Below are 24,787 nucleotides of genomic sequence, written 5' to 3' on the forward strand. Positions count from 1 at the left end.
ACTGCTGGCGTTGCCGGCACTCTATGCCATCCTTGAAGATCTGGGGTGGGCCAAAAACGTAAAGCCCTGAACGAGAGAAGCCGGGATTGATTACCCGGCTTCCGACTCACGCACCAACCAGATCCATCCCCGGCTTGCCATACCAGTACCCGTTGCAGGGTGGTGCCTCCACCAGCTGCAGCGGGTCGGTGGCGGGCACTTCACCCCGGCGCACCTGATCAAAGCGCTGGACCACCTCCTCCATGCCCTGATGTTCCGGGCTCAGGCGTACCGTGCTCACGCCCATCCGCTCCATTTCCGGCAGTTCACGCATGAGGTCGTATCGGGAGCCCGAGAGAGTGGAAATACCGTTCAGGCGGAACAGTTCCTGGGATTCCCGGGAACGCAGCTCCATGCCGTCCGGATGCTGCAGACAACGGAACTCGCAGTTGTCCTTGGGCAGGTTGTAGTGGCGGGCGGTGAAACAGCGGGACGACCAGGCCAGGGGCAGAAAACCCCAGGAGAACACCTCCGCCGGCAAGTCCAGACCTTCCTGCTTCAGGCCGGTGATCAGCTGTTGCAGGGTTTCCTTGCCCAGCTCCACCGGCAGGTTCCAGCCTTTCAGTCCCTGCTTCGCCAGGACCTTGAGGGTGGCGACGTTGTAGATGTTCATGGAGGGGCCGGTGATAAACGGAATGTGGTGACGGCTGGCCACCTGCACCGCGCTCTGGTCATTGGCTTCCACCAGGAACTCATTCTGATCGCAGATCCGGCGCAGACGACGCAGGTCGGCCTCCGACTCGATCAGGGTCTGGGTGGAAATCACCACCTCCTTGCCGCAGGCCTTGAGGTCCCTGGCCAGATCAAACCAGTCGTCCGGTTTGAGTTCGCGGCGACGGGAGCAGACCGCCTCACCCAGGTAGATGGTATCCACCGGCCATTCGGCGGCCTTGGCGTAGAAATCGAACACGGTCTGCTTGGACCAGAACCACAGGATGGGTCCGAGAGAGAGTTTCATCATGATTGGCAGAACCTTATTTCCACTTGCGGTGATAGGCGCCCAGGGTGGTCAGGCCACCCTCGGAGAGCCCGGACAGGGTGTTGCGCCAGTCACTCTCCACGGTGAACATGCCCGGCGCTCTCTCCAGGTTGTCCAGGGCCTGGCGCCAGGTACGGGCCACATCAGCAATGTAGGCCGGGCTGCGTTGGCGGCCCTCGATCTTGACGGCGCTGATGCCCAGTTCCTGTAACTCCGGCAGCAGGTCCAGCGTGTTCAGGCTGACGGGCTCCTCGATGGCGTGATACACGCTGCCTTCCACCTCGAAGCGGCCTTTACACAGGGTGGGATAACCGGCGGATTCGCCCTGGCCGTAGCGGTCGATCAGCACGTCGTTCAACCGCGACTCCAGGCCCTGGGGTGTTTCCTGCCAGCGCACGGCCTTCGCGGGTGAACAGGCACCGCGGGTATTCGGGGATTCGTCGGTGAGGTAGGACGACAGGTAGCAGCGCCCCTCGGCCATGATGCACAGGCTGCCGAAGGCGAACACTTCCAGCTCCACCGGACTGTGTTTGGCCACGCCACGTACCTGATCCAGGGACAGCACCCGGGGCAGGACCGCCCGGCGGATATCGAAGTTGTCCTTGTAGAAGGACAGGGCTTCATAACTGGTGGCCGAGCCCTGCACCGACAGGTGCCGGGGGATATCCGGATAGCGGCTGGCGGCGTAATCGAGCAGCCCCATGTCGGCGAGGATGATCGCGTCCACGCCCAGGCTCGCAGCGCGGTCCACCGCGGCCTTCCACTGTTCCCAGCCATCCGGTTGCGAGTAGGTATTGATAGCGCAGAAGACGCGGCGGCCTCTCGAGTGGGCGTAGTCAATGCCCTCGGCGGCGCGTTTGTCGTTGAAATTCAGGCCAGCGAACTGACGGGCATTGGTACTGTCGCGGAAGCCGATATAGACCGCGTCGGCACCATTGTCCACGGCGGTTTTCAGGGCCGGCAGACTGCCGGCCGGGCAAACAAGTTCCATGACATTCTCCACTGCAAGGGTGCGGTTAACTTACCGCCAGCCCTCGGAAAATGCCTTGACCTTTATCAGCGCCCCGCAACGTCGTCGCTTCCAATTAGCGCCTGCCAACGGGCAACGCCCGGGTCAGAGACTTCGGCCCCGGATCACCCGCAGCAGAATCACCACAATAGCAACCACCAGTAGAATATGGATAAGGCCGCCCATGGTATACGAGGTAGCCAACCCCAGAATCCAAAGCACCACAAGAATGACAACAATAGCTTCCAGCATGGCAATGTTCCCTTTTCTGATCCCGACAACGAACCACGAACGTTTTAATCCGTGGCTCGAGTGGGGTGACCAACTCTATTTCTTACCGAAGAATTCCTTAACCTGCTTTTCAGCTTCCTCGCGGGTTATGGCGTACCGCTCCTGAACCAGGCCCGCAAGTTTATCCTCACGTCCCTCAGCCTCCAGCAGTTCATCTTCCGTAAGCTTGCCCCAGACCAGCTTCGCCTGGCCAACCTGTTGCTTCCACTTGCCTTTCATTTCATCCGCATTGAACAAACTCATGATCACCCCTCCTTTGATTATAGGCCCAAAGTCAGGATGGCGTGTTGCAGTGTTGCCGTCTGTTCGGTAGCACACAAAATCCGGGCATCACTGATGCCACAGGGCTACTCATATGATCCGTGAGAACCGCTGACTGGCCCCTTCTTTGCGATAGAGGTCGAAGATCTGGCAGATGGCCCGAATCAGCAACCGACCGGCTGGCTGGACCTGGAGTACCTGGCCTTCATCGGCCACCAGTTCGTCCTTGATCATCGGGCGCAGGCGACTGAGTTCGTCGGCGAAGTAACGGTCGAAATCCTCACCCCAGGCGTCGGCAAACTGCTGGCGATCCAGGCGGAACTGGCAGATCAGCTGGCCGATGACCCAGCGGCGGATGCGGTCATCCCGGCTCAGGCCCACACCACGGGTGATCGCCAGTTGGCCGGCGTCGATGGCCGCTTCCCAGGCAGGCAGATCATGGTTGTTCTGGAAGTAGGCATCGTCGGTCTGGCCGATGGCGGAGACACCCAGGGACACCAGGTCGCAATCCGAGTGGGTGGTGTAACCCTGGAAATTCCGGTGCAGGCGGCCTTCCCGCTGGGCCACGGCCAGGCTGTCGTCCGGCTTGGCAAAGTGGTCCATGCCGATGTACTCGTAACCGGCCTCCAGCAGGCGGTTGATGGTGTTGTGCAGAATGGTGAGCTTCTGCTGCGGGCTCGGCAGTGTCTCGGCCTGGATCCGGGTCTGGGGATAGAACCGGTCCGGCAGGTGCGCGTAGCTGAACACCGAGAGACGGTCAGGGGACATCTCGATCACCGCTTCCAGGGTCTCGGCGAAGCTCTCCGGGGTCTGGTACGGCAGGCCGTAGATCAGGTCCAGGTTGATGGATCGGAAACCGATCTTCCGAGCTTCATTCAGTACCGCCTCGGTCATGTCCCGGGGCTGAATGCGGTTGACCGCTTTCTGCACCTCGGGGTTCACGTCCTGAACGCCCAGGCTGATACGGTTGAAACCCAGCTCCCACAGGGTCGGCAGGGTGTCCTGGTCCACTTCCCGGGGATCGATCTCCACGCTGTAGTCCCGGTCGTCGCCGGTCTGCAGATTGAACAGTTCACCGTACCCTGCCATCAGGTGCTGCATTACATCCTTCGGCAGGAAGGTGGGCGTGCCACCACCCCAGTGCAACTGCTGGACCGGGCGGTCGGCGCCGAACAGTTTCGACTGGATCGCCGCTTCCTTGAGCACCCGCTCCACGTAGGGCATGGCCTTGTCACGCTTCTTGGTGATCACCTTGTTGCAGGCGCAGTAGTAGCAAAGGTGCGCGCAGAATGGCAGGTGAGTGTACAGCGAGATCGGACCACCCGTGGCCTTGCTGCGACCGGCCGCCTTGACCATGTCCTCTACCCGGTAGTTCGGGGTGAACTCCACCGCCGTCGGATAGGAGGTGTAGCGGGGTCCGCTGAGGTCATAACGCCGAATCAGGGCGTCATCCCAGATGAAGGCGGGGAGGTCGTTTTTGGTGGCGGTGTTGGAGGCCATAGGTAACTCTGGGTTGGTCGGTGAAAACGGGGTCAGATGAAGGCGTTCATCAGACCCCAGGTTCAAAATCGGGTTCGGAGTCGAAGTCCAGGTCGGGGTCAGATGAAAGCTTTCATCTGACCCCTTTTTCAACAGCATTATCGCTGACTCCGGCCCGGCAGGGTTTGATTCGGGTCAGCTGATCATGACATTCAGTCTAGCATCCCCCGCGCTGAACCACCCTTGCGCCCTTGGCGTATTCTGGCTACCTCTTTGGTGTAACCCGCAACTGCCGGAGTCCGTTCATGGCCAACCTCATTCTCATTCTGGGCGATCAGCTCTCCCCGAACCTCAGCGCCCTCGACGGAGCCGATCGCCACGAGGATCTCATTGTCATGGCGGAAGTCCACGATGAGGCCAGTTACACCAACCACCACAAGAAAAAGCTCGTACTGCTGTTCAGCGCCATGCGCCACTTTGCCGACCACCTGCGGGAGGACGGCTGGCAGGTGCATTACCAGCATTACCATCCAGGCAACCCGTACCAGAACCTGGAAGCGGTGGTGGCGGATCAGGTTCAGCAGCTGAACGCGACCCAGGTAATCACCACCGAGTGCGGCGAATGGCGCCTGCATGAGCAGATCAGCCAGTGGCATGAGCGCCTCGGCGTGCCGGTGGAGATCCGGGCGGATACCCGGTTCATCGCCAGCAAACAGGAATTCGCCGATTGGGCAAAAGACCGTAAACAGCTTCGAATGGAGTTCTTTTACCGGGAAATGCGCAAGAAAACCGGGTTATTGATGACACCCGAGGGAGAACCGGAAGGCGGTCAGTGGAACTTCGATGCCGACAATCGCAAGAAGTGGACCGGCAATCCGCCGGTACCCGCGCCCTTCCGGATTGAGCCCGACGGGGTCACCCGGCACGTCATCGCCCTGGTGGAGGAGCACTTCGCCGACCATTTCGGCACCACGGACGACTTCCATTTCGCCGTGACTTCAACGGATGCTCAGGCGGCCCTGGAACACTTCATCGACTTCGCCCTGCCCTGTTTCGGCGATTTCCAGGACGCCATCTCGGACACGGAGGACTGGCTGTTCCATTCCATCCTGTCGCCCTATATCAACTGCGGACTCCTGGACCCACTGGCCGTTTGCGAAGCCGCAGTTCAGGCCTGGTACAGCGGGCGGGCGCCGATTAATGCGGTGGAGGGGTTTGTCCGGCAGATTCTCGGCTGGCGGGAGTTTGTCCGGGGCATCTACTGGCTGAACATGCCGGCCTATGCACAGGAAAACCGCTTGGGCAACACCCGCGCCCTGCCCTGGTTCTACTGGACCGGTGACACAAAAATGCGCTGCATGCACAAGGCCATTGACGCCACCCGGCGCAATGCCTATGCCCATCACATCCAGCGGCTGATGGTCACCGGCAACTTTGCCCTGCTGGCCGGCATCAGACCGGAGGAGATCTGCGACTGGTACCTGGCGGTGTATGCGGATGCCTATGACTGGGTGGAACTGCCCAATGTGCTGGGCATGGTGATGCACGCCGACGGCGGATACCTGGGTTCAAAACCCTACGCCGCCAGCGGCAAGTACATCCAGCGCATGTCCGATCACTGCGCCAACTGCCATTACCAGGTGAACAAGGCCACGGAAGACGATGCCTGCCCTTTCAACGCCCTCTATTGGCATTTCCTCGACCGGCACCGGGACAGCTTCGCCAGCAATCCCCGAATGGGCATGATGTACCGCAACTGGGACAAACAGAAACCGGAAAGACGGGAAGCACTGATCCGGCGCGCCGGACATCTGCTGGCGAACCTGGAGCAGTTATAGCTACAAGTTTATGCCCGAAAGACGGTCATGGATGGCAAACCGTTCGGCGTCGTGGTCCTGGGGCTGGACGCGGAAAAAGCCCTCCGGGCACGGAGCCTCTGACACCCATCACGGTGGCCCCACCTCGCACGCCAGCACCAGCGCCCAGAACTCGGAAAAATCGTTGACCACCACGTCCGGCTTGTCCGGATGCTTATGGGTACCCGGAAAGATCTTGTTCAGCCAGGGCTGGTCCCACTGGGCGCCGTTGAAAAACACCGAGGTCATCCCTGCCCGCTTGGCGGCGATCACATCGGTGGTGCTGTCCCCGACATACCAGACACTCGGGTCTGGCGGGTAATCGAGCTTCTGGACTGCCAGCAGCAGCTGGTCCGGATGGGGCTTGCGCAGTGGCGTGTCGTCCCCGCATACGTCCACATCAAACATGTGCGACCAGCCCGTGCCTTCCACCGCGTCCAGTTCGTGCTCGAAGAACTCCCGGTCCCGGTTGGTGATCACCCCTACCTGGATGTTCAGTTTTCTCAGCCCCTCGAGCACATCCCGGACCCTCGGCTCAAAGGCCTTAACGGTGCCATAGTGGTTCCGGTAATGGTGGTTGAAGGCCTTGTGGGCAACCTGCTTGGCTTCCTGATCCTCACCGAACAGCACCTCGAAGATGTCCGTCCGGGAAATCTTCCGGTCTGCCTTGACCTTCGGGTGCAGTCTGGCGAATTCACGCACGTAGGACACGAGCCGGGCATCCTCAAGGGTCTTGCTGTCCTCCGGGGCGACCATCCGGTCCATGAGATCGAGCTTGTGGAAATCCGGCAGCATGTCATCCACCGCGTGGTACATGGCGTCCAGGGTGTCCACCAGGGTGGCGTGCCAGTCGAACAGGATCACCGCCGGGCGAATCAGCCGGACCACCGCCGGGTGCCAGTCCGGCTCGATTCTCGGTTCCGGGCGCTCCGGCGGCGGGAATGGTCTGGGCCGGACCTCGGCGGGCGCCTGGGTAAACGCATCCGGCTCCTGGCGCTCCAGCAAGGCCAGCAGGTTGAGCAGATCCTCGAAGCTGTCCAGGATCGCCGCCGGAGCATCCCGTTTGGTGAACCAGCTGTCAATCCGGCCCTGCTCCCAGCAAGCGCCGTTGTAGAACACCCCGGAGACGCCGGCCTTGTGGGCGGTGAGCATGTCCACGTAGCTGTCACCCACATACCAGGCCCGGCTGTCCGCCGGCAGCTCGAGCTTTTCCAGGGCCTTGAGGATCACCTGCGGATCCGGTTTGTAATCGGTGACATCGTCGGCACACACGGTGGCGTCAAACAGGTGCTGCCACCGGCCCTCGTCAACCGTTTTCAGCTCCTTGTCCAGGAACTCCCGGTTGCGGTTGGTGGACACCGCCAGCCGGATGCCCATGGCTTTCAACGCCGACAGGTATTCATAGGCACCCGGCTGGAAGGGCCTCACCTGGCCAAAGTATTTGCGATAGGCGTTATTGTAGGCCTTGTGGGCGATCAGCTTGGCTTCCTTGTCCTCGCCGAAGATCGCATTGAAGATGTCCGTGCGGGAAACCCGGCGCTCAGCCAAAATCCGGGGATGCAGACGCCGGAAAATCCGGATGTAGCGCACCAGGCGGGCATCGTCCGCCGTGCGGCATTGATCCTCCGGTAACAGCCGGTCCACCAGCCCCAACTCCTCCAGTTGCGGCAGCATCTCCTCCATGGCACTGAACATGGCATCGTGGGTATCCACGAGGGTGCCGTGCCAATCGAAAATAAGCACCGAAGGAGCCGGTATCGCCTCGTTGAATCGCGCCATCTGGAGACTCCGATCTGGAACTGTTTTTACCCTTGCAATCCGGACCACAGGGGTTAAAACTCATTGTTGAATAACAAAAAAGATAAACCCGGTTGGCGGCGATTGCACACAGAGTGGTTTCCATGCCCGATATTGGCTTCCTGGCCCCCTATGATTTTTCACCCCTGACCATACTCAGTTTTGCGCTGGTATTGGCAGGCTATGGCTATGCCCTGTTGCGAATGGCGCCCGAGCACCGCCCCGGTTCCGTACGTATTGTCGCTTTCGTGGTCGGGGTGTTGCTGTGCTACGGGGTCATGCAGACCCGCTTCGATTACTATTCCCAGTACATGTTCTTCGTACACCGGGGCCAACACCTGATCCTGCATCACCTGGGGCCGTTTCTGATTGCCCTGTCCAACCCGTTACCGATCTTCCGTTTCTGGCATGAGCAAATGGGCCCGAGCCTTCGCTCGTGGCTGCGGCCGGTGGGCTGGGCATACCGAATCCTGCAGCAACCGGTGATTGCCGCCGTCCTGTTTGTCGGCCTGATCTATTTCTGGCTGTGGCCGCCCATCCATTTTGACGCCATGCTCTCGCGCCAGCTGTACTGGACCATGAACTGGAGCATGCTGCTGGATGGCCTGCTGTTCTGGTGGCTGATGTTCGATCCCCGCTCGCCGGTCCTGACCAACGCGCTGGGCTATGGCAAACGCATCCTGATCCTGGCGGCAGTGGCCATTCCCCAGATGATCCTCGGTGCCTGGATCGTGTTCTCTCGGGGCATGGTGTATGACGTTTACGAGGTCTGTGGCCGGGCCTGGCCCATGGCACCGGAAACCGACCAGCTGCTGGGGGGCCTGCTCACCTGGATTCCGCCGGCGATGATGAGTGTCATCGGTATCCTGCTCATCCTGCGCCGGGCCATGCACGAGGACGGCAGATTTGTGAAGCCATCAAGACTGGCGGGAGAGAATTCATGACAAAACGGCTGTTGGCCCTGATCCTGAGCGTTTCGGTTCTGGCGCTGACCGGCTGCTTCGGAGACGAGGAGCAGTGGCATGGCAAGGACATCTCCGGCCTGATGCCGGAACTCGAATTCGAACTCGTCGGCACCGGCGGCCAGACGGTCACACCGCAGGATTCCGACGGCAACATCCGACTGCTCTACTTCGGATTCACCTCCTGCCCGGATGTCTGTCCCACCACGCTCACCGATCTGCGCAAGGCGGTGAACCAGTTACCACCCGACGACCGCGACGACGTCACAACGCTGTTCGTCAGTGTTGATCCTCAGCGGGACACGCCGGAACGCCTTGGCAGCTATGCCAGTTTCTTCGGCGATCACGTGGTCGGCCTGACCGCCAACGAGCCAGAGCTGCGGGAACTCACCAAACGCTACCGGACCACGTTCGGTTATGACGAGCCGGATGCCAACGGCAATTACAATGTTTCCCACAGCAGTGCGGTCTACGTCTTCGACCGCACCGGCAAGGCCCGGCTGCTGCTGCGCCCGGGACTCTCTACCGACCAGATCAGTGAGGATCTTGCCAAACTGGCCCGGGACGCCTGACTCTGCCCCTTGACCCTGTAGTAACCACAGGGTTTTAAATTGGGGCTGAAACAGATCAACGAGGAAACCTCCTGAATGCACGATCACCACAATCACGGGCAGGATCACGCACACCATTTCGATACCCATAACCGCGCCTTTGCCCTGGCGGTGGTGCTGAACCTGACCTTCGTCGCCATCGAGGCCATCTACGGCGTCATCTCAGGCTCACTGGCACTGCTGGCAGACGCGGGCCACAACCTGAGCGATGTGCTGGGCCTGGTGATGGCCTGGGCGGCAAGCTGGCTGGCCACCCGCAAGGCCACCAACCGAAACACCTACGGCCTGAAAAAATCCACCATCCTCGCCGCTCTGTTCAACGCCCTGTTTTTGATTGCGGCCGTCGGCGGGATTGCCTGGGAAGCCATCCGTCGCTTCAGTGAGCCGGCGGAAGTGGCGGGCATGACGGTCATTGTTGTCGCCGGGATCGGTGTGCTGATCAACGGTATTACCATGATGCTGTTCATGAAAGGCCAGGAGAGCGACCTCAACATCCGGGGCGCCTTCCTGCACATGGCCGCCGACACCGCCGTTTCCGTCGGCGTGGTACTGGCCGGTCTGGTCATCATGTACACCGGGGCAAACTGGATTGATCCGGTCGTCAGCCTGGTGATTGCCGGCGTCATCTTCATCGGCACCTGGCAATTGCTCAAGGATTCGCTGAACCTGGCGGTGGATGCGGTACCCCGCAACATCAATCCCGAGGACGTTTTCAGCAGCCTCAACCAGCTTCCGGGCATCGAATCGGTGCACCATCTCCATATCTGGGGGCTGAGTACCACGGAAAATGCGCTCACCGTGCATCTGGTCAAACCCGACCCCCGGGATGATGACAAGGTCCTGGAGCAGGCTACCGAGATGCTGGCCCATGAGTTCAATATCCAGCATGTCACCATCCAGTGGGAAAGGGTCGCCAGTCATTGTCCGAACATGGCCTATTGCTGAGGGCAGGCTGAACCCCGTTCACCTTGCGCAGGAAATGAGCCCTGGACAAACCTCACCGGATCAGTTGTCGCTGTTTGATGGATCAGTCGCTTTCCTCGTCCTTCGACTCCGGTTCGGCTTTCTCCATAGACGGCAGCACCAGTACCGGGCACGGCGCGTTCACCGACACATACTCCACGGTGGCCCGGCGCAGGGGCCAATGGCCGCTACCGCCACGGGATACGAGAATCATAAGATCAGCGCACAACTGGCCAGCCAGGGCCACCAGCTTGTCACCGGCGGTTCCCGCCACCACGTGAAAACTGGCATTACGGTTAAGGGGCAGATATTTGCGGGCGAGCAGATCCAGCATTTCGCGAACCTCCGCCTCCTTCTGTTCCGGCGCTTCTTCCGTCACGTGGGGGAAGAATCCGCCACCGCCGGGGCTATAGACACTGGCCAGGTGCAGCTCACCGTCCTCGGCCAGCAGATCCACAGCGGCCTCCAGGGCGCGCTTGCCCTCGCCGTCGTCTTCCGGATCAATGGCGATCAACAGCTTCCGATACATACTCGTTCTCCTGTTTGGTTTCGGCGGTGGCCTCCACTTCCGGGAAGGCTCTTCCCTGGACCAGGGCTTCCACACTGTAACCACGGTAATCCGCTCTCAGGGCCCGGAACAGTGAGACAGCCATGAAGATCAGCAAAATGCAGAAAGGCAGGCCCAGTGAGGTAATGACATTCTGCAGGGCGTCCAGCCCGCCGGCCAGCAGGAGCGTAGCGGCGATCACACCCTGGGCTGCCGCCCAGAAGATCCGCTGGCGCACCAGGGAAGGCTGATCGTCCCGGCGGGTAAGCAAGTCGATGACCAGGGAGGCGGAATCCGAGGAGGTGGTAAAGAAGATCACGATGATCACCACACTCAGCCCCGACGCCACTTCTGCCAGCGGGAAGGCTTCCAGAAAGGCGAAAATGGCCACGGAAGGATCCTGTTGCACCTGCTCCGCCAGCGCCACCACGCCGTTCATCTCGACCTGGATGGCAGACAGGCCAAAGATCCCGAACCACACCAGCGTGAAGGCGGTGGGAGCAAACAGGACACCGGCGACAAATTCACGAATGGTCCGGCCCCGGGAGATCCGGGCGATGAAGATGCCGACATAGGGCGCCCAGGAGATGGTCCAGGCCCAGTAGAACAGGGTCCACTGGCGCTGCCAGTCGGTCTCCTTGAAGGTTTCAGTCCAGAATGCCAGCCAGGGCAAGGCATCGAAGTAGTCGCCCACGCTCTGGACCATGCCTTCTGCGATAAACACGGTTGGCCCCATAGCAAGCACAAACGCAAGCAGGACCATTGCCAGCAGGATGTTGAGCTGGGACAGCCGGCGCACCCCCTTGTCCAGACCCAGGGCGACGGATGTGGCAGCAATACTGGCAATCACGGCAATCAGGATGACCTGCACCAGGCCGGTGGCTGGCACCCCGAACAGATAGTTCAGGCCGCTGTTGAGCTGGAGGGTTCCTAGCCCTAAGGAGGTGGCCACGCCAAACAGGGTGCCGAGCACGGCAATCACATCCACCGCCCAGCCCCAGGGCCCAAACGCCTTCTCGCCAAGGATTGGATAGAACAGGCTACTGATGCGCATGGGCAGATTGTGGCGGTAGGCAAAGTAACCGATCGCCAGACCCGGCATGGCAAAGATGGTCCAGGTATGCAGCCCGAAGTGGTACAGCGCCAAGGTCATGGCATCACTGGCAGCCCGTTCGGAGCCGGGCTGTACCCCATCGAACGGCGGGTTGGCGAAATGGGAAACCGGTTCCGCCACACCCCAGAACATCAGGATGGTGCCGATCCCGGCAGCGAACAACATGGTGAACCAGGTGAGGTTGGAATAATCCGGCCGGCTGTCGTCGCCACCGAGGCGGATGGTGCCGTAGCGGCTCACCGCCAGGCCCAGCAGAAACACCAGCAGCGAGGTGACCGCGAGAATGTAGAACCAGCCCAGATTGCGGGCCACCCAACCGGTGAGCAGGCCGAAATATTCGGCTACGGCCTGATCAAAGGGCACCGCCAGGGCAACAAACAGCGCTGCCACCCCGGCAGAAGTGAAAAATACTCCCGGTATTGTCTGCAGCCCCAATCGACGTTGCAGCCGTTCCAGCACGCAAGCCTCCGCATCCGAAAATCGAAAAAGATGCCTTTCAAACTAGCACAGCTGTCAGGCCGATTGGGGGACCGGGATCAATTTGCCTCAATTACTGTTTCTGTTCAGTTGCCGTTGATGCTGCAACATCTGCTCCATCATCAGCTGCATCTGGTCCATGCGCTCCTGCATGAACTGCATACGCTGATCGGGTGACATGCCAGCGGCATTGCCCTGACGATTACCCTGGCCAGGCTGATTGTTCATCATTCCCTGGCCCTGATTACCGCCCATCATACCGCCGGAGCCTCCCATCATACCCGGGCCCATCATGCCCTGGTGCATCAACTCCATCTGGTCTTCCATGGCCTCCCAGTGGTTTTCGAGGAAGTGCTGACGCTCCTCGGGTGAACCGGCCCCGGGCATCTGCTGCATGAACTCGTTCATGCGTGACCAGTTCTGCTGCATTTGTTGCATCTGGTCCTGGTCCATCATCATTCCGGGACCATGGCCCTGCCAGGCCCCGTCGTCACCGTGGGCAAATGCCCAGGAGCTAGAGACGGCCAGCGCGGTACATACCACAAGCTTTCTGAAGGAAGTCATATTCATACTCCTTGCTATAGGAATTCAATCGACTCGCCTCCATTGAACACCCCTGACCTGAACTGGAGCTGAATAGGTCGGGCTGGACACATCCGGGATTGATTCAGGTCAATTCGCATCCATTCCCGCATCAGATCGCCTGAACAACCTCGGAAAGCAAATCCCTGACTTTCCCGGCAATCTGTTTGAGCTCATCATTATCAATGGCGGTCATGGAAACCACGGGGTCTATCGCGCTGACCTCAACGCCCTCTGAAACCTCACGAAGAATGACATTGCAAGGCAGCATGGCGCCCACACGGGGTTCCACGCCGATGGCTTCCCAGGCCATACCGGGATTACAGGCCCCCAGAATCCGGTAGGCAGACATGTCCTTGTCGAGCTTTTTCTTCATGGTGGCTTTGACGTCGATCTCGGTCAGCACGCCGAAGCCGTGGTCCCCCAGGGCCTGCCGCGCTCTCTGGTCCACATCCTCAAAATCGACATTCTTGATGAGACGGTTGATCGTGTATGACATGGTTATCTCCTGTGAGAGAAAAGTTCAGTGGTCCGGTCCCAGCCTGACCACTCGCAGACGCAGTGCGTTAACAATCACGCTGACTGAAGACAACGACATCGCCGCCGCTGCGAAAATCGGGGACAGCAGGATGCCGAAAAACGGGTAGAGTACGCCCGCTGCAATCGGAACGCCTGCAGAGTTGTACACGAAGGCAAAGAACAGGTTCTGCCGGATGTTGCGCATGGTCGCCAGAGACAGCCGGCGGGCTTCCACAATGCCCATCAGGTCTCCCCGAAGCAGTGTAATACCGGCGCTTTCGATGGCGACATCCGTACCTGTGCCCATGGCCACACCCACATCCGCCGTTGCCAATGCGGGTGCATCGTTTACGCCATCGCCGGCCATGACCACAATGCGGCCTTCGTCTTTCAGGCGCTGAACGATCTTGCCCTTGTCCTCCGGAAGCACTTCCGCTTCCACTTCATCGATATGCAATATGCGGGCAACTGCTTCGGCCGACGTGCGGTTATCCCCGGTCAGCATTACCACCCGGATGCCGTCTTTTTGCAGGGCGGAAATGGCGGCTTCAGTGGTTTTCTTGACCGGGTCGGCGATGGCAAGCAAACCGGCCACCTTGCCGTCCACCGCAGCAAAAATTACGGTGGCCCCGTCTTTGCGGAGCTGGTCGGCCTCGGTTTCAAACTCCGAGGTAACTATGTTTTCGGATTCCATCAGCAGCCGGTTACCGATCAGCACCTGCTGCCCATCGATCTTCCCGGTCACGCCTTTGCCGTTAGGGGAATCGAAACCCTCAGCGTCGGGCAGCGTCAGGTCCATAGCCTTGGCTTTGTCGAGAATGGCATGAGCCAGCGGGTGTTCACTGCCCTTCTCCAGGCCGCCGGCAAACCGCATGAGTTCTTCCTCGCTGAACCCGTCTGCGACAACCAGTCGGGTTACCTGTGGCTTGCCTTCGGTCAGCGTGCCGGTTTTGTCCACCACAACCGTATCAACCTTTTCCATGCGCTCCAGAGCTTCCGCATCGCGTATCAGCACGCCACTTTGGGCACCCCGGCCGACGCCGACCATGATCGACATGGGAGTGGCCAGCCCCAGGGCACAGGGGCAGGCGATGATCAATACGCTCACAGCGGCAATCAGCCCGAATGCCATGGGCGGCGTCGGCCCGAAAAATGACCAGGCGATAAAGGCGATGATGGCGATTACGATCACCGCGGGCACAAAATAACCCGCGACCTTGTCGGCCAGGCCCTGAATGGGCGCGCGGCTACGCTGGGCGCTCGCCACCATCTGCACAATCTGTGACAGCATGGTGTCCCGACCAACCTTGTCAGCCCGCATGATAAAGCTGCCCTGCTGGTTGATACTGCCGCCGATCACCTGATCACCAGCCTTCTTGCTCACCGCCAGGGGCTCACCGGTTACCATGGATTCATCCACGTTTGAACTGCCTTCAAGCACTTCACCGTCCAGCGGGACCTTGTCCCCCGGGCGCACCCGCAAACGGTCACCCACCTTGACCTGATCCAGTGACACGTCGGACTCACCGCCGTTATCGTCCAGTTTCCTCGCCGTTGCGGGCGCCAGATCCAACAAGGCCTTGATGGCGCCGGAGGTTTTTTCGCGAGCCCGTAGCTCCAACACCTGCCCCAACAACACCAGTACTACGATGACAGCGGACGCTTCGAAATAGACGGCCACTGAGCCGTCCTCCTGCCTGAACGCATCCGGGAATATCTGGGGCGCCAGAGTCGCTACCAGGCTGTAGATCAGGGCTACACCGGTACCAATGGCAATCAGCGTGAACATATTCAGGTTGCGGCTGACCACGGACTTCCAACCGCGGACAAAGAAGGGCCAGCCACACCAGAGGACAACTGGTGTGGCCAGCACCAGCTGGATCCAGTTGGACATTTGGGGTGCGACAATGTGGTCCAGCCCTATCAGGTGCCCACCCATTTCAAGCACCAGCACCGGCAGAGTCAGTACCAAGCCGATCCAGAATCGGCGGGTCATGTCCGTAAGCTCTGCGGAGGGGCCCTCGTCCAGGCTCACCTGCTCGGGCTCCAGAGCCATACCACAGATGGGGCAGTCTCCCGGTCCCTGCTGGCGAATTTCGGGATGCATCGGGCAGGTGTAGATGGTGCCCGGCGGCACGGCCTCGTCCTGTTGCGGTTGCCCGCCGAGGTATTGTTCGGGACCCTCGTCGAACTTCGACTGGCAGCGCGACGAGCAAAAGTACCAGGTTTTTCCACCGTGCTGGCTTCGATGCTCAGCCGTGTGCGGATCTACCGACATTCCGCAAACCGGGTCCCTGGCGAGGTGTTCTCCACTTTCCCCTTCACCGTGGTGAGCATGGTGAGCGTGCTGGTGCTCAGGCATCCGGCCCCCCTTGCTTATTCGCGGGCCATTCAGAAAACGCGATAAAGTAAAGCAGGAAAAGATTGATCACGGGAATGAGTATCAGAATGCCCATCCAGCCCGGATACCCGGTGCGCTGGCATATGCGCCAGGCAGGTATGACAACGACAATGCCGATCACCAGCATCCACAGCCAGTGCCCTGTCCATGCGGTGTTGCCAAACATGGTATGACCAAACGTTCCATTTCCCATCATGGTACTGCCCTCCAGGTCGATAACCTATTAATGGTGATGATGCACGTGAGTTCCCTCATGCCCGGATTCCCGGGTGCGTGCGAACCTTGTCAGGAAGACCTGTTCGGCAATGGCGATCACCACCATCGTTGCCACGGCCACACCGATAACAAAGGGGTCTGAATTAATTTTCACCCAGACAAAGCCACCAAGTGCCAGCATATCCAGCATAATCGCGGTCGCCGGCACCCAGGCGTTTGCCTTTACATCTGCCCGCAAATAGCGAAGCACGCCCCAGTGGATGGCAATGTCCATGACCAGGTAGAACACGATCCCCAAGGCTGCAATGCGGGAAAGATCAAAAAAGGCCGTGAGGACCAGCCCCAGGACTACAGTGTAGACTAGCGTGTGCTTCTGGATGGTTCCCGGCATGCCGAAATGGCTGTGGGGCACCAGCTTCATCTCGGTCAACATGGCCAACATGCGCGAGACAGCGAAGATACTGGCCAGAATGCCACCCGCCGTGGCCATCATGGCGATGGCAACCGTGAACCAGACACCATACTCCCCCAGTGCCGGGCGTGCGGCTGCGGCGAGGGAGTAGTCTCGGGTCTCAATGATTTCAGCCAGTGAAAGATTGCTTGCAACGGCAAAGCCAACCAGGGTGTAGATCACCACGCAGGCTGCAATGGAAATAACGATCGCGCGCCCCACGTTCCGGTGAGGATCTTTTACCTCGGAGCCACTGTTGGTGATGGTAGTGAAGCCCTTGAAGGCCAGTATCCCGAGCGCGGTAGCACCCAGGAAATTACCAACCGTTCCCGCTTCTCCCGGTGTCGAGAAATCGACCGAAATGCTGTCTGCAATCCAGACACCCACCAGCCCGAAAATCAGTATCCCCCCGATCTTCAGAATGCCGATGAAAGAAGCTACGCCCTGGATCATCCGGTTTCCCAGCAGATTGATCAGAAAAGCCACCAGGATCAGTGATACGCCGAGAATGGGTACCATGCGTCCGCTTTCGTCGCCGCCGAACAACTGCATGGTGTAGGAACCGAACGTTCGGGCCAGAAAACTCTGGGCGATCACCATCGAGAAATACATCAGCAGGGCGTTGAATGCCGTCGGCAAGCGGTTCCCGTAGGCCTTGTGCAGATACATACCGATGCCTCCGGCAGATGGCCAGGCATTGGAGATCTTGATGTAGGAGTAGGCACTGAAGGCCACGATGACGGCTGCGGCCAGAAAGGCGAGCGGGAAGAGCACACCTGTCATCTGGGCCATCTGGCCGGTCAGTGCGAAGATACCCGCGCCAATCATCACGCCGGTCCCCAGCATCACGGTCCCGGGAAGAGTGAGGCTTCCCTCCTGATACTGCGTAGTTCTGTCCTGCTCACTGCGCATTCAGCCTCCTGTTACTTGCATGTCTATTTGCGTTTCATAGGAGGGATCTTTGAACAACAGAAGGGCTCATGGTTGGCATTGGCCCGCACATTGTCATCGGTAAACCGGTACCAGGCCAGTTTCCTCCGCGTCCACCAACCGCTTGCAAGCTGCCCCCCGTAGCCAACAATCAGATCCAGCAATTCATCCGTAGACCAGTGGGTCCCATCATAGGTGACCATCAGTCGGTTACCTGGCTTGCGCTCAGCAAAGTCCACGCAGGGGTGGTGATTAAGTTCGTGAATGAAATCCTCCCACTGGCTCTCACTCATACCCTCAACGGTCAGCTTCCTGTGAAGAAGGAAGGCCTCTTGGCTGGTTGCTTTTTGAGCTTTGGTCATGGCTGTTACCTCCCGACCTGTTTGCTTCTAACTCCCATCACAACATCCGAAGCTGAATTGCGGCTGAAAATCACAGGGCTCAACCGCCCTCGGTTGACTCACATCAACCTCCGGGGCAACAAAAAACGGGCCGAGGGGGGAAACCCTCGGCCCGTGAATGGGAGCATCAGATACGGTCTCAGAACGAGACCCTGGCTCCGATGACCGCGAACCAGTCCTCGGTGCCTCCGCCCTCCGCTCTCGCAAGGTCGGCGGTGTCGCCATACTTGCGCTCGTGGACCACGCCCAGGTAGGGCGAGAAGGAGCGGTCAATCAGGTCATAGCTCAATCGGAGCCCGGTTTCCGTGGAAACCAACCCCTTGCCCACGCCAATCTCCCGGTCTTCACTGAAGGCAACGGTGGCATCCAGCGCAGCGGACAGGACCAGGTGATTGGTGAACAGCAGCTCGTACTCGGCATCGAACTCCGCCGAAGTATCGCCTTCGTCACTGACATACAGGCTGGCATCCACCTCGAACCAGTGCGGGGCCAGGCCGGTCAGCCCCAGCACCCCATAGGTACGATCCGGGCCTTCGGGGGTGTCGAAGCGGACGCCAGCCTTGGCGTCAAAGAAGTCGGAAATCGGCGTTTGCAGGAGCAACTGGTTTTCCAGCTTCTCGTAGGCTTCTTCTTCGATGGCGTACTCGCCCTTGGTCAGCCAGCGGAACTTGAGTTCGTCGGTGCCATAGAATACATCGCCGTTCCAGACTCCCAATTCCTCGTCATCGTCGCTGTAACGATATTCCAGTTCCTCGAACTGGACACCCCAGAGGGCCAACGCATCCTTGCGGCCGGAGTCATCCTGCGGCATGTCGCTCCCTGATGCAGGCAGCGATGGCAAGGTCAGCGCCAGGGCAAATGCAGACAAGGTCAGATTTCTCATGCGTCACCTCCGTCCTTTACAGCTTCAATCTCGGCGGTGTTGCCCTGATCCGGACCACCCTCAACCACGACCTTGCGGAACATGCCTGCGGCGGCGTGGTAGGAAAGGTGGCAATGGAACGCCCATTGCCCCGGTGCATCCACCTCGGTCTCCATGTAGACGGTCGTGCCGGGCTGGACACTGATGACATGCTTGACCGGGTTCCACTCCCCGGCCCCGACATCCAGGATCGACCACATGCCGTGCAGATGCATGGGGTGGGTCATCATGGTTTCGTTAACGAATTTGAACCGGACCCGCTCCCCGTACTGGAGCTTCAGCGGCTCTGCATCCTCATATTTGACGCCATTGATGCTCCAACTGTAGCGCTCCATATTGCCGGTCAGGCGCAGTTCGATTTCACGGGTGGGCTCCCGCTCCTCATACAGTGGCTTCTGGGCCCGCAAATCGGAGTACGAGAGGAACTTGCCGCCATTCGCCGCCACCGGGACCAGGCCACTGCCCTCGGCATAGAAAGGATCGCTGGCACCTCCCTCGGACATGATCATGGCGCCGTGATCCATTCCAGCCATTGAGTCGCTGGCATCAGCGGCCATACGGGAATCCTGGTTCATACCATCCGAGTCCATTTCTCCCTGGCTCATGTCGCTGTGGTCCATTCCAGCGGAGGCGTCAGCGCCGGTCATATCACCATGGTCCATACCGTGCATGCCGCTCATATCCGCCATGGTCAGCAAGGGCGCCTTCCGCAACCCGGGAACCGGGCCTTCCATGCCTTCTTCAGGTGCCAGTGTGGCTCGGGCATAACCAGACCGCCCCATGGATTCGGCGAAGATGGTGTAGGCCTCGGCGGTCTTCGGCCGGACAATCACATCGTAGGTTTCCGCCACACCGATGCGGAACTCGTCCACGTTGACCGGCTGCACATTATTGCCATCGGCCTGCACCACGGTCATCTCCAGGCCCGGAATCCGGATATCGAAGTACGCCATGGCGGACGAATTGATGAATCGGAGGCGGATGCGCTCGCCCGGTTCGAACAGACCGGTCCAGTTCTGTTCAGGCCCCTTGCCATTGATCAGGCCGGTAAAGCCCTGAACGTCCTCCACGTCAGCCTTCATCATGCGCATATCGCCCCAGGCCAGGCGGTCCTGCAGGGTGGTCATGAAACCGTGCTTCGAGATATCGGTAAAGAAATCGCCGACGGTCTGCTGCTGACGGTTGTAATAGTCCGGCATCATTTTCAGGTTGCGCATGATCCGGTTGGCATCGTGCGGGTGTTTGTCGGTGAGCTGGACCACATACTCCCGGTCATACCGGAACGGCTCGCGCCCCTCGGGTTCGATGACGATCGCACCGTAGGCGCCGTTGGGCTCCTGAAAGCCGGAATGGCTGTGGAACCAATAGGTGCCGTTTTGCACGATGGGGAACTCGTAGGTGAACGTCTCACCGGGCTGGATACCGTCAAAGCTGATGCCCGGAACACCGTCCTGTTCGAACGGCAGGATCAGTCCGTGCCAGTGAATGGAGGTGGGCTCATCGAGATTATTGGTGACATTGATCGTCACGCTCTCCCCTTCCTTGAACCTGAGCACCGGTCCGGGAGAGGCTCCGTTGTAGCCGATGCCCTCTTTCACAAAGTCACCGGTGTCGATCATCACGCGGTCCACGGTGAGGCTGTACTCACCGGCAGCCGCCATCACAGGCATAAGGAGCCCGAGGGCCCCTGCTATAAGGGCGTTCTTCATGTGTTGGTTACTCCTGGAATACTGCAATCGGAGCACCGGAAAAGTGGTGCTCCTTTCTTATCTTCCTCGGGCGGGATCAGTCTGCGCTGGCCTGCATGTCGGACCGGGAATCGAAGTTCACGTCACCGTACATCCCGGACTGGTAATGGCCAGGGATATTGCAGGCGAATTCCATGTTGGTCTTGCTACTGAAGGTCCAGATGATTTCCTTCTTCTGGCCCGGCTCGAGCAGTACGCTGTTGGGATCATCATGCTTCATGGTGTGGCCGTTACCCATATCCATATTCATCATGTCCTCATTGAGCTTGCCACCCTGAATCACGCCGTGCTCGACCATCATCTTCATTTCGTCCCGATGGGCCTCGTGCATATCCGGAGTACCGATATTGAATTCATGCACCAGTCTGCCCTTGTTCTCGATCATGAAACGCACGGTCTCGCCTCGAGTAACCTCGATGGCTTCGGGTTCGTAATAGTTGTCGTGCATTTCCACCTGGATGGTGCGGGAAACATCGCCTGCATTTCCGGGCTCACCAATGCTGCTTCCATGACCACCACCGTGACTGCCTGCGGCAAATGTAGTTGCGGTCATCGACATGGCTGCAGCCGCAACAAAAAGCTTTGATGCATTCATCCCATCTTCTCCTGTGAAATAATGTGCGTTAGTACGCCAGTCGGCTTGCCCTGAAACTTGAGCAATGCCAAGAAACGATTGATACCATCTCGCACAAACCTGAATCCTTTCTGAAAATGACCAACAATTTAGAGTTCAGGCTGAATTCAGGTAAGTCAGTGACACTGACGCGGCCGACAAGACGCCGATAAGGAAAAGAAACATGCGCCTACTGCTTGTTGAGGATGACCGCTTGCTGGCCGATGGCCTGGCCCGCCAGCTTGAAAAAGCGGGCTTCAGTGTGGATATCACCTCCATGGTCCGGGAGGCTGTCGTGCTGGGAGAGCAGGAGGATTACCGGGCAGTGGTGCTGGACCTTGGCTTACCGGACGGAAGCGGCCTGGAGGTATTGAAGAAATGGCGGGCGAACCAGATCAACCTGCCGGTCCTGATTCTGACAGCCAGGGGCGACTGGCAGGACAAGGTAAATGGCCTGAAGGCCGGCGCGGATGATTACCTGGCCAAACCCTTCCAGACCGAAGAGCTGATCGCCCGCCTCAACGCCATTGTCCGCCGCAGTGAAGGCAGGGTTCACTCGGTGGTGAAAGCGGGCCGGTTCGAGCTGGATGAGAATCGCCAGAGCCTGAAACTGGCCGATGGCACCGAGCACACTCTGACCGGCACCGAGTTCCGACTGCTCCGCTGCCTGATGAGCCGCCCCCGGCATGTGTTTTCCAAGGAACAGTTGATGGAGCAGCTTTACAACCTCAACGACAGCCCCAGCGAGAATGTGATCGAGGCTTACATCCGGCGCCTGAGGAAACTGGTGGGCCCGGACACCATCGCAACACGACGGGGCCAGGGTTATCTGTTCAATGACACTGTTTAAGAAGCCGGTGTCCGTGAAGGGCACCTTGCTCGTCCTGCTGTTACCCGCCGGCATCGGCCTGATGGTTCTGGCCTGGCTGGTACACGGGCTATTACTGGACCGGATGGCAAGGGAATTCGTTGAAAGCCGACTGAAGGACGAGGTCGCGTTCCTTGAACACCAGATCCGGGAATCCGGCGGTCGCATCGACACACTCCAGACCGGCGACTATTTCCAGGAAGTCTTTCACCATTCCTTTGCCATCCAGTCTCCCTTCCGCACCCTCATTTCCCCGGAATCCTGGACGCCTCTGCTGATGCCCTTGCTCGAGTCCGGGCCGGACGGTGCCACTCAGGTCGATCGCAGAGGGAGTGCGGACAGCCCCTCCAGTATCCTGGCCTACAGGGCGTCGTTCCGGATTGGCGACACACCCATTGTCGTGATTGTCTCCGAAGATCTGGGCGCCCTGAAACGCAGCCAGGCCGAGCTGCATGCGTGGACCGCCATTGTCTCCATTCTTCTGATCGTGCTGCTCGTTGCGGTGATCTGGCTGGGCATCACCCTGTCCATGCGGCCCGTCGTGACCCTCAAGGCTGCTCTGAAAAGGCTTCAGGATGGCGAAATCTCTCGTATTGCCGTTCAGGCCCCGGAGGAGTTCCAGCCCCTGGTGCAACAGCTCAACCAATTGCTCGATTCCCTCGACCAGCGACTGGAACGCTCCCGGGATGCGCTGGCGAATCTGTCGCACAGCGTCAAAACCCCCATCGCGGCAACCCGGCAGATACTGGAGGATACCAGCCGCCCGCTGGACGCCCCCCTCAGGCACGAAATGGCGGCCCGACTCGGGGATATCGACAAACAGCTTGAAGCGGAAATGCGCCGGAGCCGGTTTGCCGGCCCCCAGGTGGGGAAAAGCGCCTACCCGGTCAAGCAGGCACGGGATCTTCTCTGGATGCTGGGCAGGCTCTATCCGGAAAAGTCCTTCGAATTGTCCTCCGAATTGATGGAGGAACGGCGTTGGCCGCTCGAGGAACACGATCTGAACGAGGTGCTCGGCAATCTGCTAGATAATGCGGGCAAGTGGTCGGAAAAGACCGTCGAGCTCTCACTATTGGAGGAAGACGGCCGAATGATCATGCGGGTCGAGGATGACGGCCCCGGAGTTCACTCCGAATCCGTGCCTTCTCTCGGTGTCCGCGGGCTTCGGCTGGATGAACAGACTCCGGGCCACGGACTTGGCCTGGCCATCGTCAGAGAAATCACCGAACGTTACGGTGGTACACTTACGTTTGACACCGGGGCTCGGGGCGGCCTTCGCGCCCTGATCGATATTCCCTGGACGTGAACCTGAAAAAGTGGGTGGGGCAATTCGTTTTATGAGTGAACCCGGAAGTGGCGAATGCGGTTGTAAGTCAGTCAATACCGGGAGCCCAACACCGGCGGCGCCCGTAACATCCGGCGAATGGGTCAGCCTGTACCGTATTCCGAAAATGGACTGCCCATCGGAAGAACGGATGATTCGCATGGCGCTGGACAGCTGTGCGCAGATCGGCGGACTGTCATTCGATCTGGAAAATCGCCAGCTCCGGGTGCTTCATGACGGCGAAGCCCAACCTGTGACTGACAGGCTCCTCCCCCTGGGACTGGGGGCAACCCTGCAGGAGACACGCGCGGCGGATCCGGACGCCATCGAAGCTGCCACATTAGCGGCGACTCGTGCCGGTGAAGAATCCGGCACCCTGAAGATCCTCCTGGCCATCAATGCGGTGATGTTCGTGCTGGAACTGACCAGCGGCGTGATCGCCCAGTCCACCGCCCTGATTGCAGATTCCCTCGACATGTTCGCCGATGCGGCCGTATATGGTCTGTCACTGTATGCCGTTGCCCATAGCCTCCGGATGCAGGTGCGCGCAGCCCATTTTGCCGGCGTTCTGCAATTGATCCTGGCCCTCGGGGTACTGCTGGAAGTGGGCCGGCGTTTCCTGCTGGGCAGCGAGCCGGAATCGGCGCTGATGATGGTGATGGCTCTGATTGCCCTGGTGGCCAACAGCACCTGTCTGATCCTGATCTCGAGGCACCGGCATAGTGGCGCCCACATGAAAGCCAGCTGGATTTTCTCCGCCAACGACGTGATCATTAATCTCGGGGTTATCGTAGCAGGCGTCCTTGTGGCCTGGACCGGTTCCAACTATCCCGACCTCGTGGTCGGCACCATAGTGGGTCTGATCGTACTTGACGGTGCCCGGCGCATTCTGGCGCTCAAATCCTGAAGGAGGGGAGCCTTGAGAATCGGAGCCATTGCCAGACAGGCGAGCATTCCCGTAGAGACCATCCGATATTACGAGAAGATCGGTCTTCTGCCCGAACCGGTCCGTGATTCCAGCGGCTATCGCAGCTACCGCCAGGCCCATCTGGACCGGCTGCTGTTCATCAAACGCTGTCGTAACCTCGATATGGCCCAGGACGAGATCCGCGAACTGATCCGTCTGGCGGAACAACCTGAGGCGGACTGCAGTGATGTGGATGCTCTGCTGGCGCGTCACCTGGATCATGTGCGGGAGCGCCTGAAGGAGCTGGCAAGCCTGGAGCAGACCCTGGAAAAGCTGCAGGCCGCCTGCAGTGACGGGGGCACGGTCAGCGAATGCGGCATACTCGGAGGGCTGACCTCCGAGCTCGACAAACTGGACATGGCCAGTGACCACAACCACGTACCTGGCACCCACGGCCAGGGCCACAGCTGACGATTTCCAGGGACCCGACTCCGGGGATTGACCCTGTAGCTGCTACAGG

25 protein-coding genes are annotated in these 24,787 nt (G+C 59.6%); 8 read left to right on the top strand and 17 right to left on the bottom strand.

Features of this window, described 5'->3' with window-relative positions:
- Nucleotides 1-106: 106 nt before the first annotated feature.
- From ACESMW_RS14540 to hemN, 5 genes are all read right to left on the bottom strand, one after another.
- Nucleotides 107-1,000 carry a U32 family peptidase gene (locus tag ACESMW_RS14540; RefSeq protein ID WP_372987739.1) on the bottom strand — a complete coding sequence of 298 codons (894 nt, stop codon included), beginning with the start codon at nt 998-1,000 and terminating at the stop codon, nt 107-109.
- A gap of 13 nt (nt 1,001-1,013) precedes the next feature.
- On the bottom strand, nt 1,014-2,009 hold the full coding sequence (locus ACESMW_RS14545) for a peptidase U32 family protein (protein WP_372987740.1): 996 nt from the start codon (nt 2,007-2,009) through the stop codon (nt 1,014-1,016).
- A 123-nt stretch (nt 2,010-2,132) separates the two neighbouring features.
- Nucleotides 2,133-2,279, bottom strand: coding sequence for a lmo0937 family membrane protein (locus tag ACESMW_RS14550; RefSeq protein WP_372987741.1), 147 nt, complete (start codon nt 2,277-2,279; stop codon nt 2,133-2,135).
- Nucleotides 2,280-2,354: 75 nt separating this feature from the next.
- Nucleotides 2,355-2,561, bottom strand: coding sequence for a CsbD family protein (locus tag ACESMW_RS14555; protein WP_372987742.1), 207 nt, complete (start codon nt 2,559-2,561; stop codon nt 2,355-2,357).
- A gap of 108 nt (nt 2,562-2,669) precedes the next feature.
- Complete coding sequence (gene hemN, locus ACESMW_RS14560; RefSeq protein ID WP_372987743.1) at nt 2,670-4,079, bottom strand: oxygen-independent coproporphyrinogen III oxidase; 1,410 nt, start codon at nt 4,077-4,079, stop codon at nt 2,670-2,672.
- A 284-nt stretch (nt 4,080-4,363) separates the two neighbouring features.
- On the opposite strand from hemN, the gene ACESMW_RS14565 reads away from it, so the two are divergent.
- Nucleotides 4,364-5,896: a cryptochrome/photolyase family protein gene (locus tag ACESMW_RS14565; protein ID WP_372987744.1), complete on the top strand. Its 1,533-nt coding sequence runs from the start codon at nt 4,364-4,366 to the stop codon at nt 5,894-5,896.
- A 108-nt stretch (nt 5,897-6,004) separates the two neighbouring features.
- On the opposite strand, the gene ACESMW_RS14570 is transcribed toward ACESMW_RS14565, so the two are convergent.
- Nucleotides 6,005-7,693 carry an HAD family hydrolase gene (locus ACESMW_RS14570; RefSeq protein ID WP_372987745.1) on the bottom strand — a complete coding sequence of 563 codons (1,689 nt, stop codon included), beginning with the start codon at nt 7,691-7,693 and terminating at the stop codon, nt 6,005-6,007.
- 122 nt (nt 7,694-7,815) lie between these two features.
- On the opposite strand from ACESMW_RS14570, the gene ACESMW_RS14575 reads away from it, so the two are divergent.
- The 3 genes from ACESMW_RS14575 to ACESMW_RS14585 all read left to right on the top strand — a co-directional run bounded on the left by ACESMW_RS14575 (nt 7,816) and on the right by ACESMW_RS14585 (nt 10,229).
- Nucleotides 7,816-8,655 (top strand): cytochrome c oxidase assembly protein, encoded by an 840-nt coding sequence (locus ACESMW_RS14575; RefSeq protein WP_372987746.1) that lies wholly within the window; start codon nt 7,816-7,818, stop codon nt 8,653-8,655.
- Nucleotides 8,652-9,245, top strand: a complete 594-nt coding sequence (locus tag ACESMW_RS14580) for an SCO family protein (RefSeq protein WP_372987747.1) — start codon at nt 8,652-8,654, stop codon at nt 9,243-9,245. Before ACESMW_RS14575 ends, ACESMW_RS14580 begins: the two co-directional genes overlap by 4 nt.
- A gap of 75 nt (nt 9,246-9,320) precedes the next feature.
- The gene (locus ACESMW_RS14585; RefSeq protein ID WP_372987748.1) at nt 9,321-10,229 is read left to right on the top strand and encodes a cation diffusion facilitator family transporter; all 909 of its coding nucleotides are present in this window, start codon (nt 9,321-9,323) and stop codon (nt 10,227-10,229) included.
- 82 nt (nt 10,230-10,311) lie between these two features.
- Here ACESMW_RS14585 and ACESMW_RS14590 read toward each other — a convergent pair whose 3' ends face one another.
- The 11 genes from ACESMW_RS14590 to ACESMW_RS14640 form a co-directional block, all read right to left on the bottom strand.
- Nucleotides 10,312-10,776: a universal stress protein gene (locus tag ACESMW_RS14590; RefSeq protein WP_372987749.1), complete on the bottom strand. Its 465-nt coding sequence runs from the start codon at nt 10,774-10,776 to the stop codon at nt 10,312-10,314.
- Complete coding sequence (locus tag ACESMW_RS14595) at nt 10,748-12,367, bottom strand: BCCT family transporter (RefSeq protein WP_372987750.1); 1,620 nt, start codon at nt 12,365-12,367, stop codon at nt 10,748-10,750. The genes ACESMW_RS14590 and ACESMW_RS14595 overlap by 29 nt, the downstream gene beginning before the upstream one ends.
- An 87-nt stretch (nt 12,368-12,454) precedes the next feature.
- Nucleotides 12,455-12,949, bottom strand: coding sequence for a hypothetical protein (locus tag ACESMW_RS14600; protein WP_372987751.1), 495 nt, complete (start codon nt 12,947-12,949; stop codon nt 12,455-12,457).
- Nucleotides 12,950-13,079: 130 nt separating this feature from the next.
- The gene (locus ACESMW_RS14605; RefSeq protein ID WP_372987752.1) at nt 13,080-13,466 is read right to left on the bottom strand and encodes a DUF302 domain-containing protein; all 387 of its coding nucleotides are present in this window, start codon (nt 13,464-13,466) and stop codon (nt 13,080-13,082) included.
- A 24-nt stretch (nt 13,467-13,490) separates the two neighbouring features.
- Nucleotides 13,491-15,848 carry a heavy metal translocating P-type ATPase gene (locus ACESMW_RS14610; RefSeq protein ID WP_372987753.1) on the bottom strand — a complete coding sequence of 786 codons (2,358 nt, stop codon included), beginning with the start codon at nt 15,846-15,848 and terminating at the stop codon, nt 13,491-13,493.
- On the bottom strand, nt 15,841-16,083 hold the full coding sequence (locus ACESMW_RS14615) for a hypothetical protein (RefSeq protein WP_372987754.1): 243 nt from the start codon (nt 16,081-16,083) through the stop codon (nt 15,841-15,843). Before ACESMW_RS14615 ends, ACESMW_RS14610 begins: the two co-directional genes overlap by 8 nt.
- Before the next feature lie 27 nt (nt 16,084-16,110).
- A complete protein-coding gene (locus ACESMW_RS14620) occupies nt 16,111-17,466 on the bottom strand; it encodes an APC family permease (RefSeq protein ID WP_372987755.1) in 1,356 nt (451 codons plus the stop codon).
- 23 nt (nt 17,467-17,489) lie between these two features.
- Nucleotides 17,490-17,846, bottom strand: coding sequence for a hypothetical protein (locus tag ACESMW_RS14625; protein WP_372987756.1), 357 nt, complete (start codon nt 17,844-17,846; stop codon nt 17,490-17,492).
- A 178-nt stretch (nt 17,847-18,024) separates the two neighbouring features.
- Nucleotides 18,025-18,696: a copper resistance protein B gene (locus ACESMW_RS14630; RefSeq protein ID WP_372987762.1), complete on the bottom strand. Its 672-nt coding sequence runs from the start codon at nt 18,694-18,696 to the stop codon at nt 18,025-18,027.
- A gap of 68 nt (nt 18,697-18,764) precedes the next feature.
- Entirely contained in the window at nt 18,765-20,516 is a 1,752-nt protein-coding gene (locus ACESMW_RS14635) for a copper resistance system multicopper oxidase (RefSeq protein ID WP_372987757.1), read from the bottom strand.
- A 76-nt stretch (nt 20,517-20,592) separates the two neighbouring features.
- Nucleotides 20,593-21,150, bottom strand: a complete 558-nt coding sequence (locus ACESMW_RS14640) for a cupredoxin domain-containing protein (RefSeq protein ID WP_372987758.1) — start codon at nt 21,148-21,150, stop codon at nt 20,593-20,595.
- A 202-nt stretch (nt 21,151-21,352) separates the two neighbouring features.
- On the opposite strand from ACESMW_RS14640, the gene ACESMW_RS14645 reads away from it, so the two are divergent.
- Genes ACESMW_RS14645 through cadR form a run of 4 tightly spaced genes read left to right on the top strand, consistent with a single transcriptional unit; the run spans nt 21,353 to nt 24,738 of the window.
- On the top strand, nt 21,353-22,018 hold the full coding sequence (locus ACESMW_RS14645) for a response regulator transcription factor (protein WP_372987759.1): 666 nt from the start codon (nt 21,353-21,355) through the stop codon (nt 22,016-22,018).
- Nucleotides 22,005-23,342, top strand: coding sequence for an ATP-binding protein (locus ACESMW_RS14650; protein WP_372987760.1), 1,338 nt, complete (start codon nt 22,005-22,007; stop codon nt 23,340-23,342). Before ACESMW_RS14645 ends, ACESMW_RS14650 begins: the two co-directional genes overlap by 14 nt.
- 31 nt (nt 23,343-23,373) lie before the next feature.
- Nucleotides 23,374-24,267: a cation transporter gene (locus ACESMW_RS14655; protein WP_372987761.1), complete on the top strand. Its 894-nt coding sequence runs from the start codon at nt 23,374-23,376 to the stop codon at nt 24,265-24,267.
- A gap of 12 nt (nt 24,268-24,279) precedes the next feature.
- A complete protein-coding gene (gene cadR, locus ACESMW_RS14660; RefSeq protein ID WP_273167934.1) occupies nt 24,280-24,738 on the top strand; it encodes a Cd(II)/Pb(II)-responsive transcriptional regulator in 459 nt (152 codons plus the stop codon).
- Nucleotides 24,739-24,787: the final 49 nt, after the last annotated feature.

This window comes from Marinobacter sp. (genome assembly GCF_041690455.1).
GTDB lineage: Bacteria > Pseudomonadota > Gammaproteobacteria > Pseudomonadales > Oleiphilaceae > Marinobacter.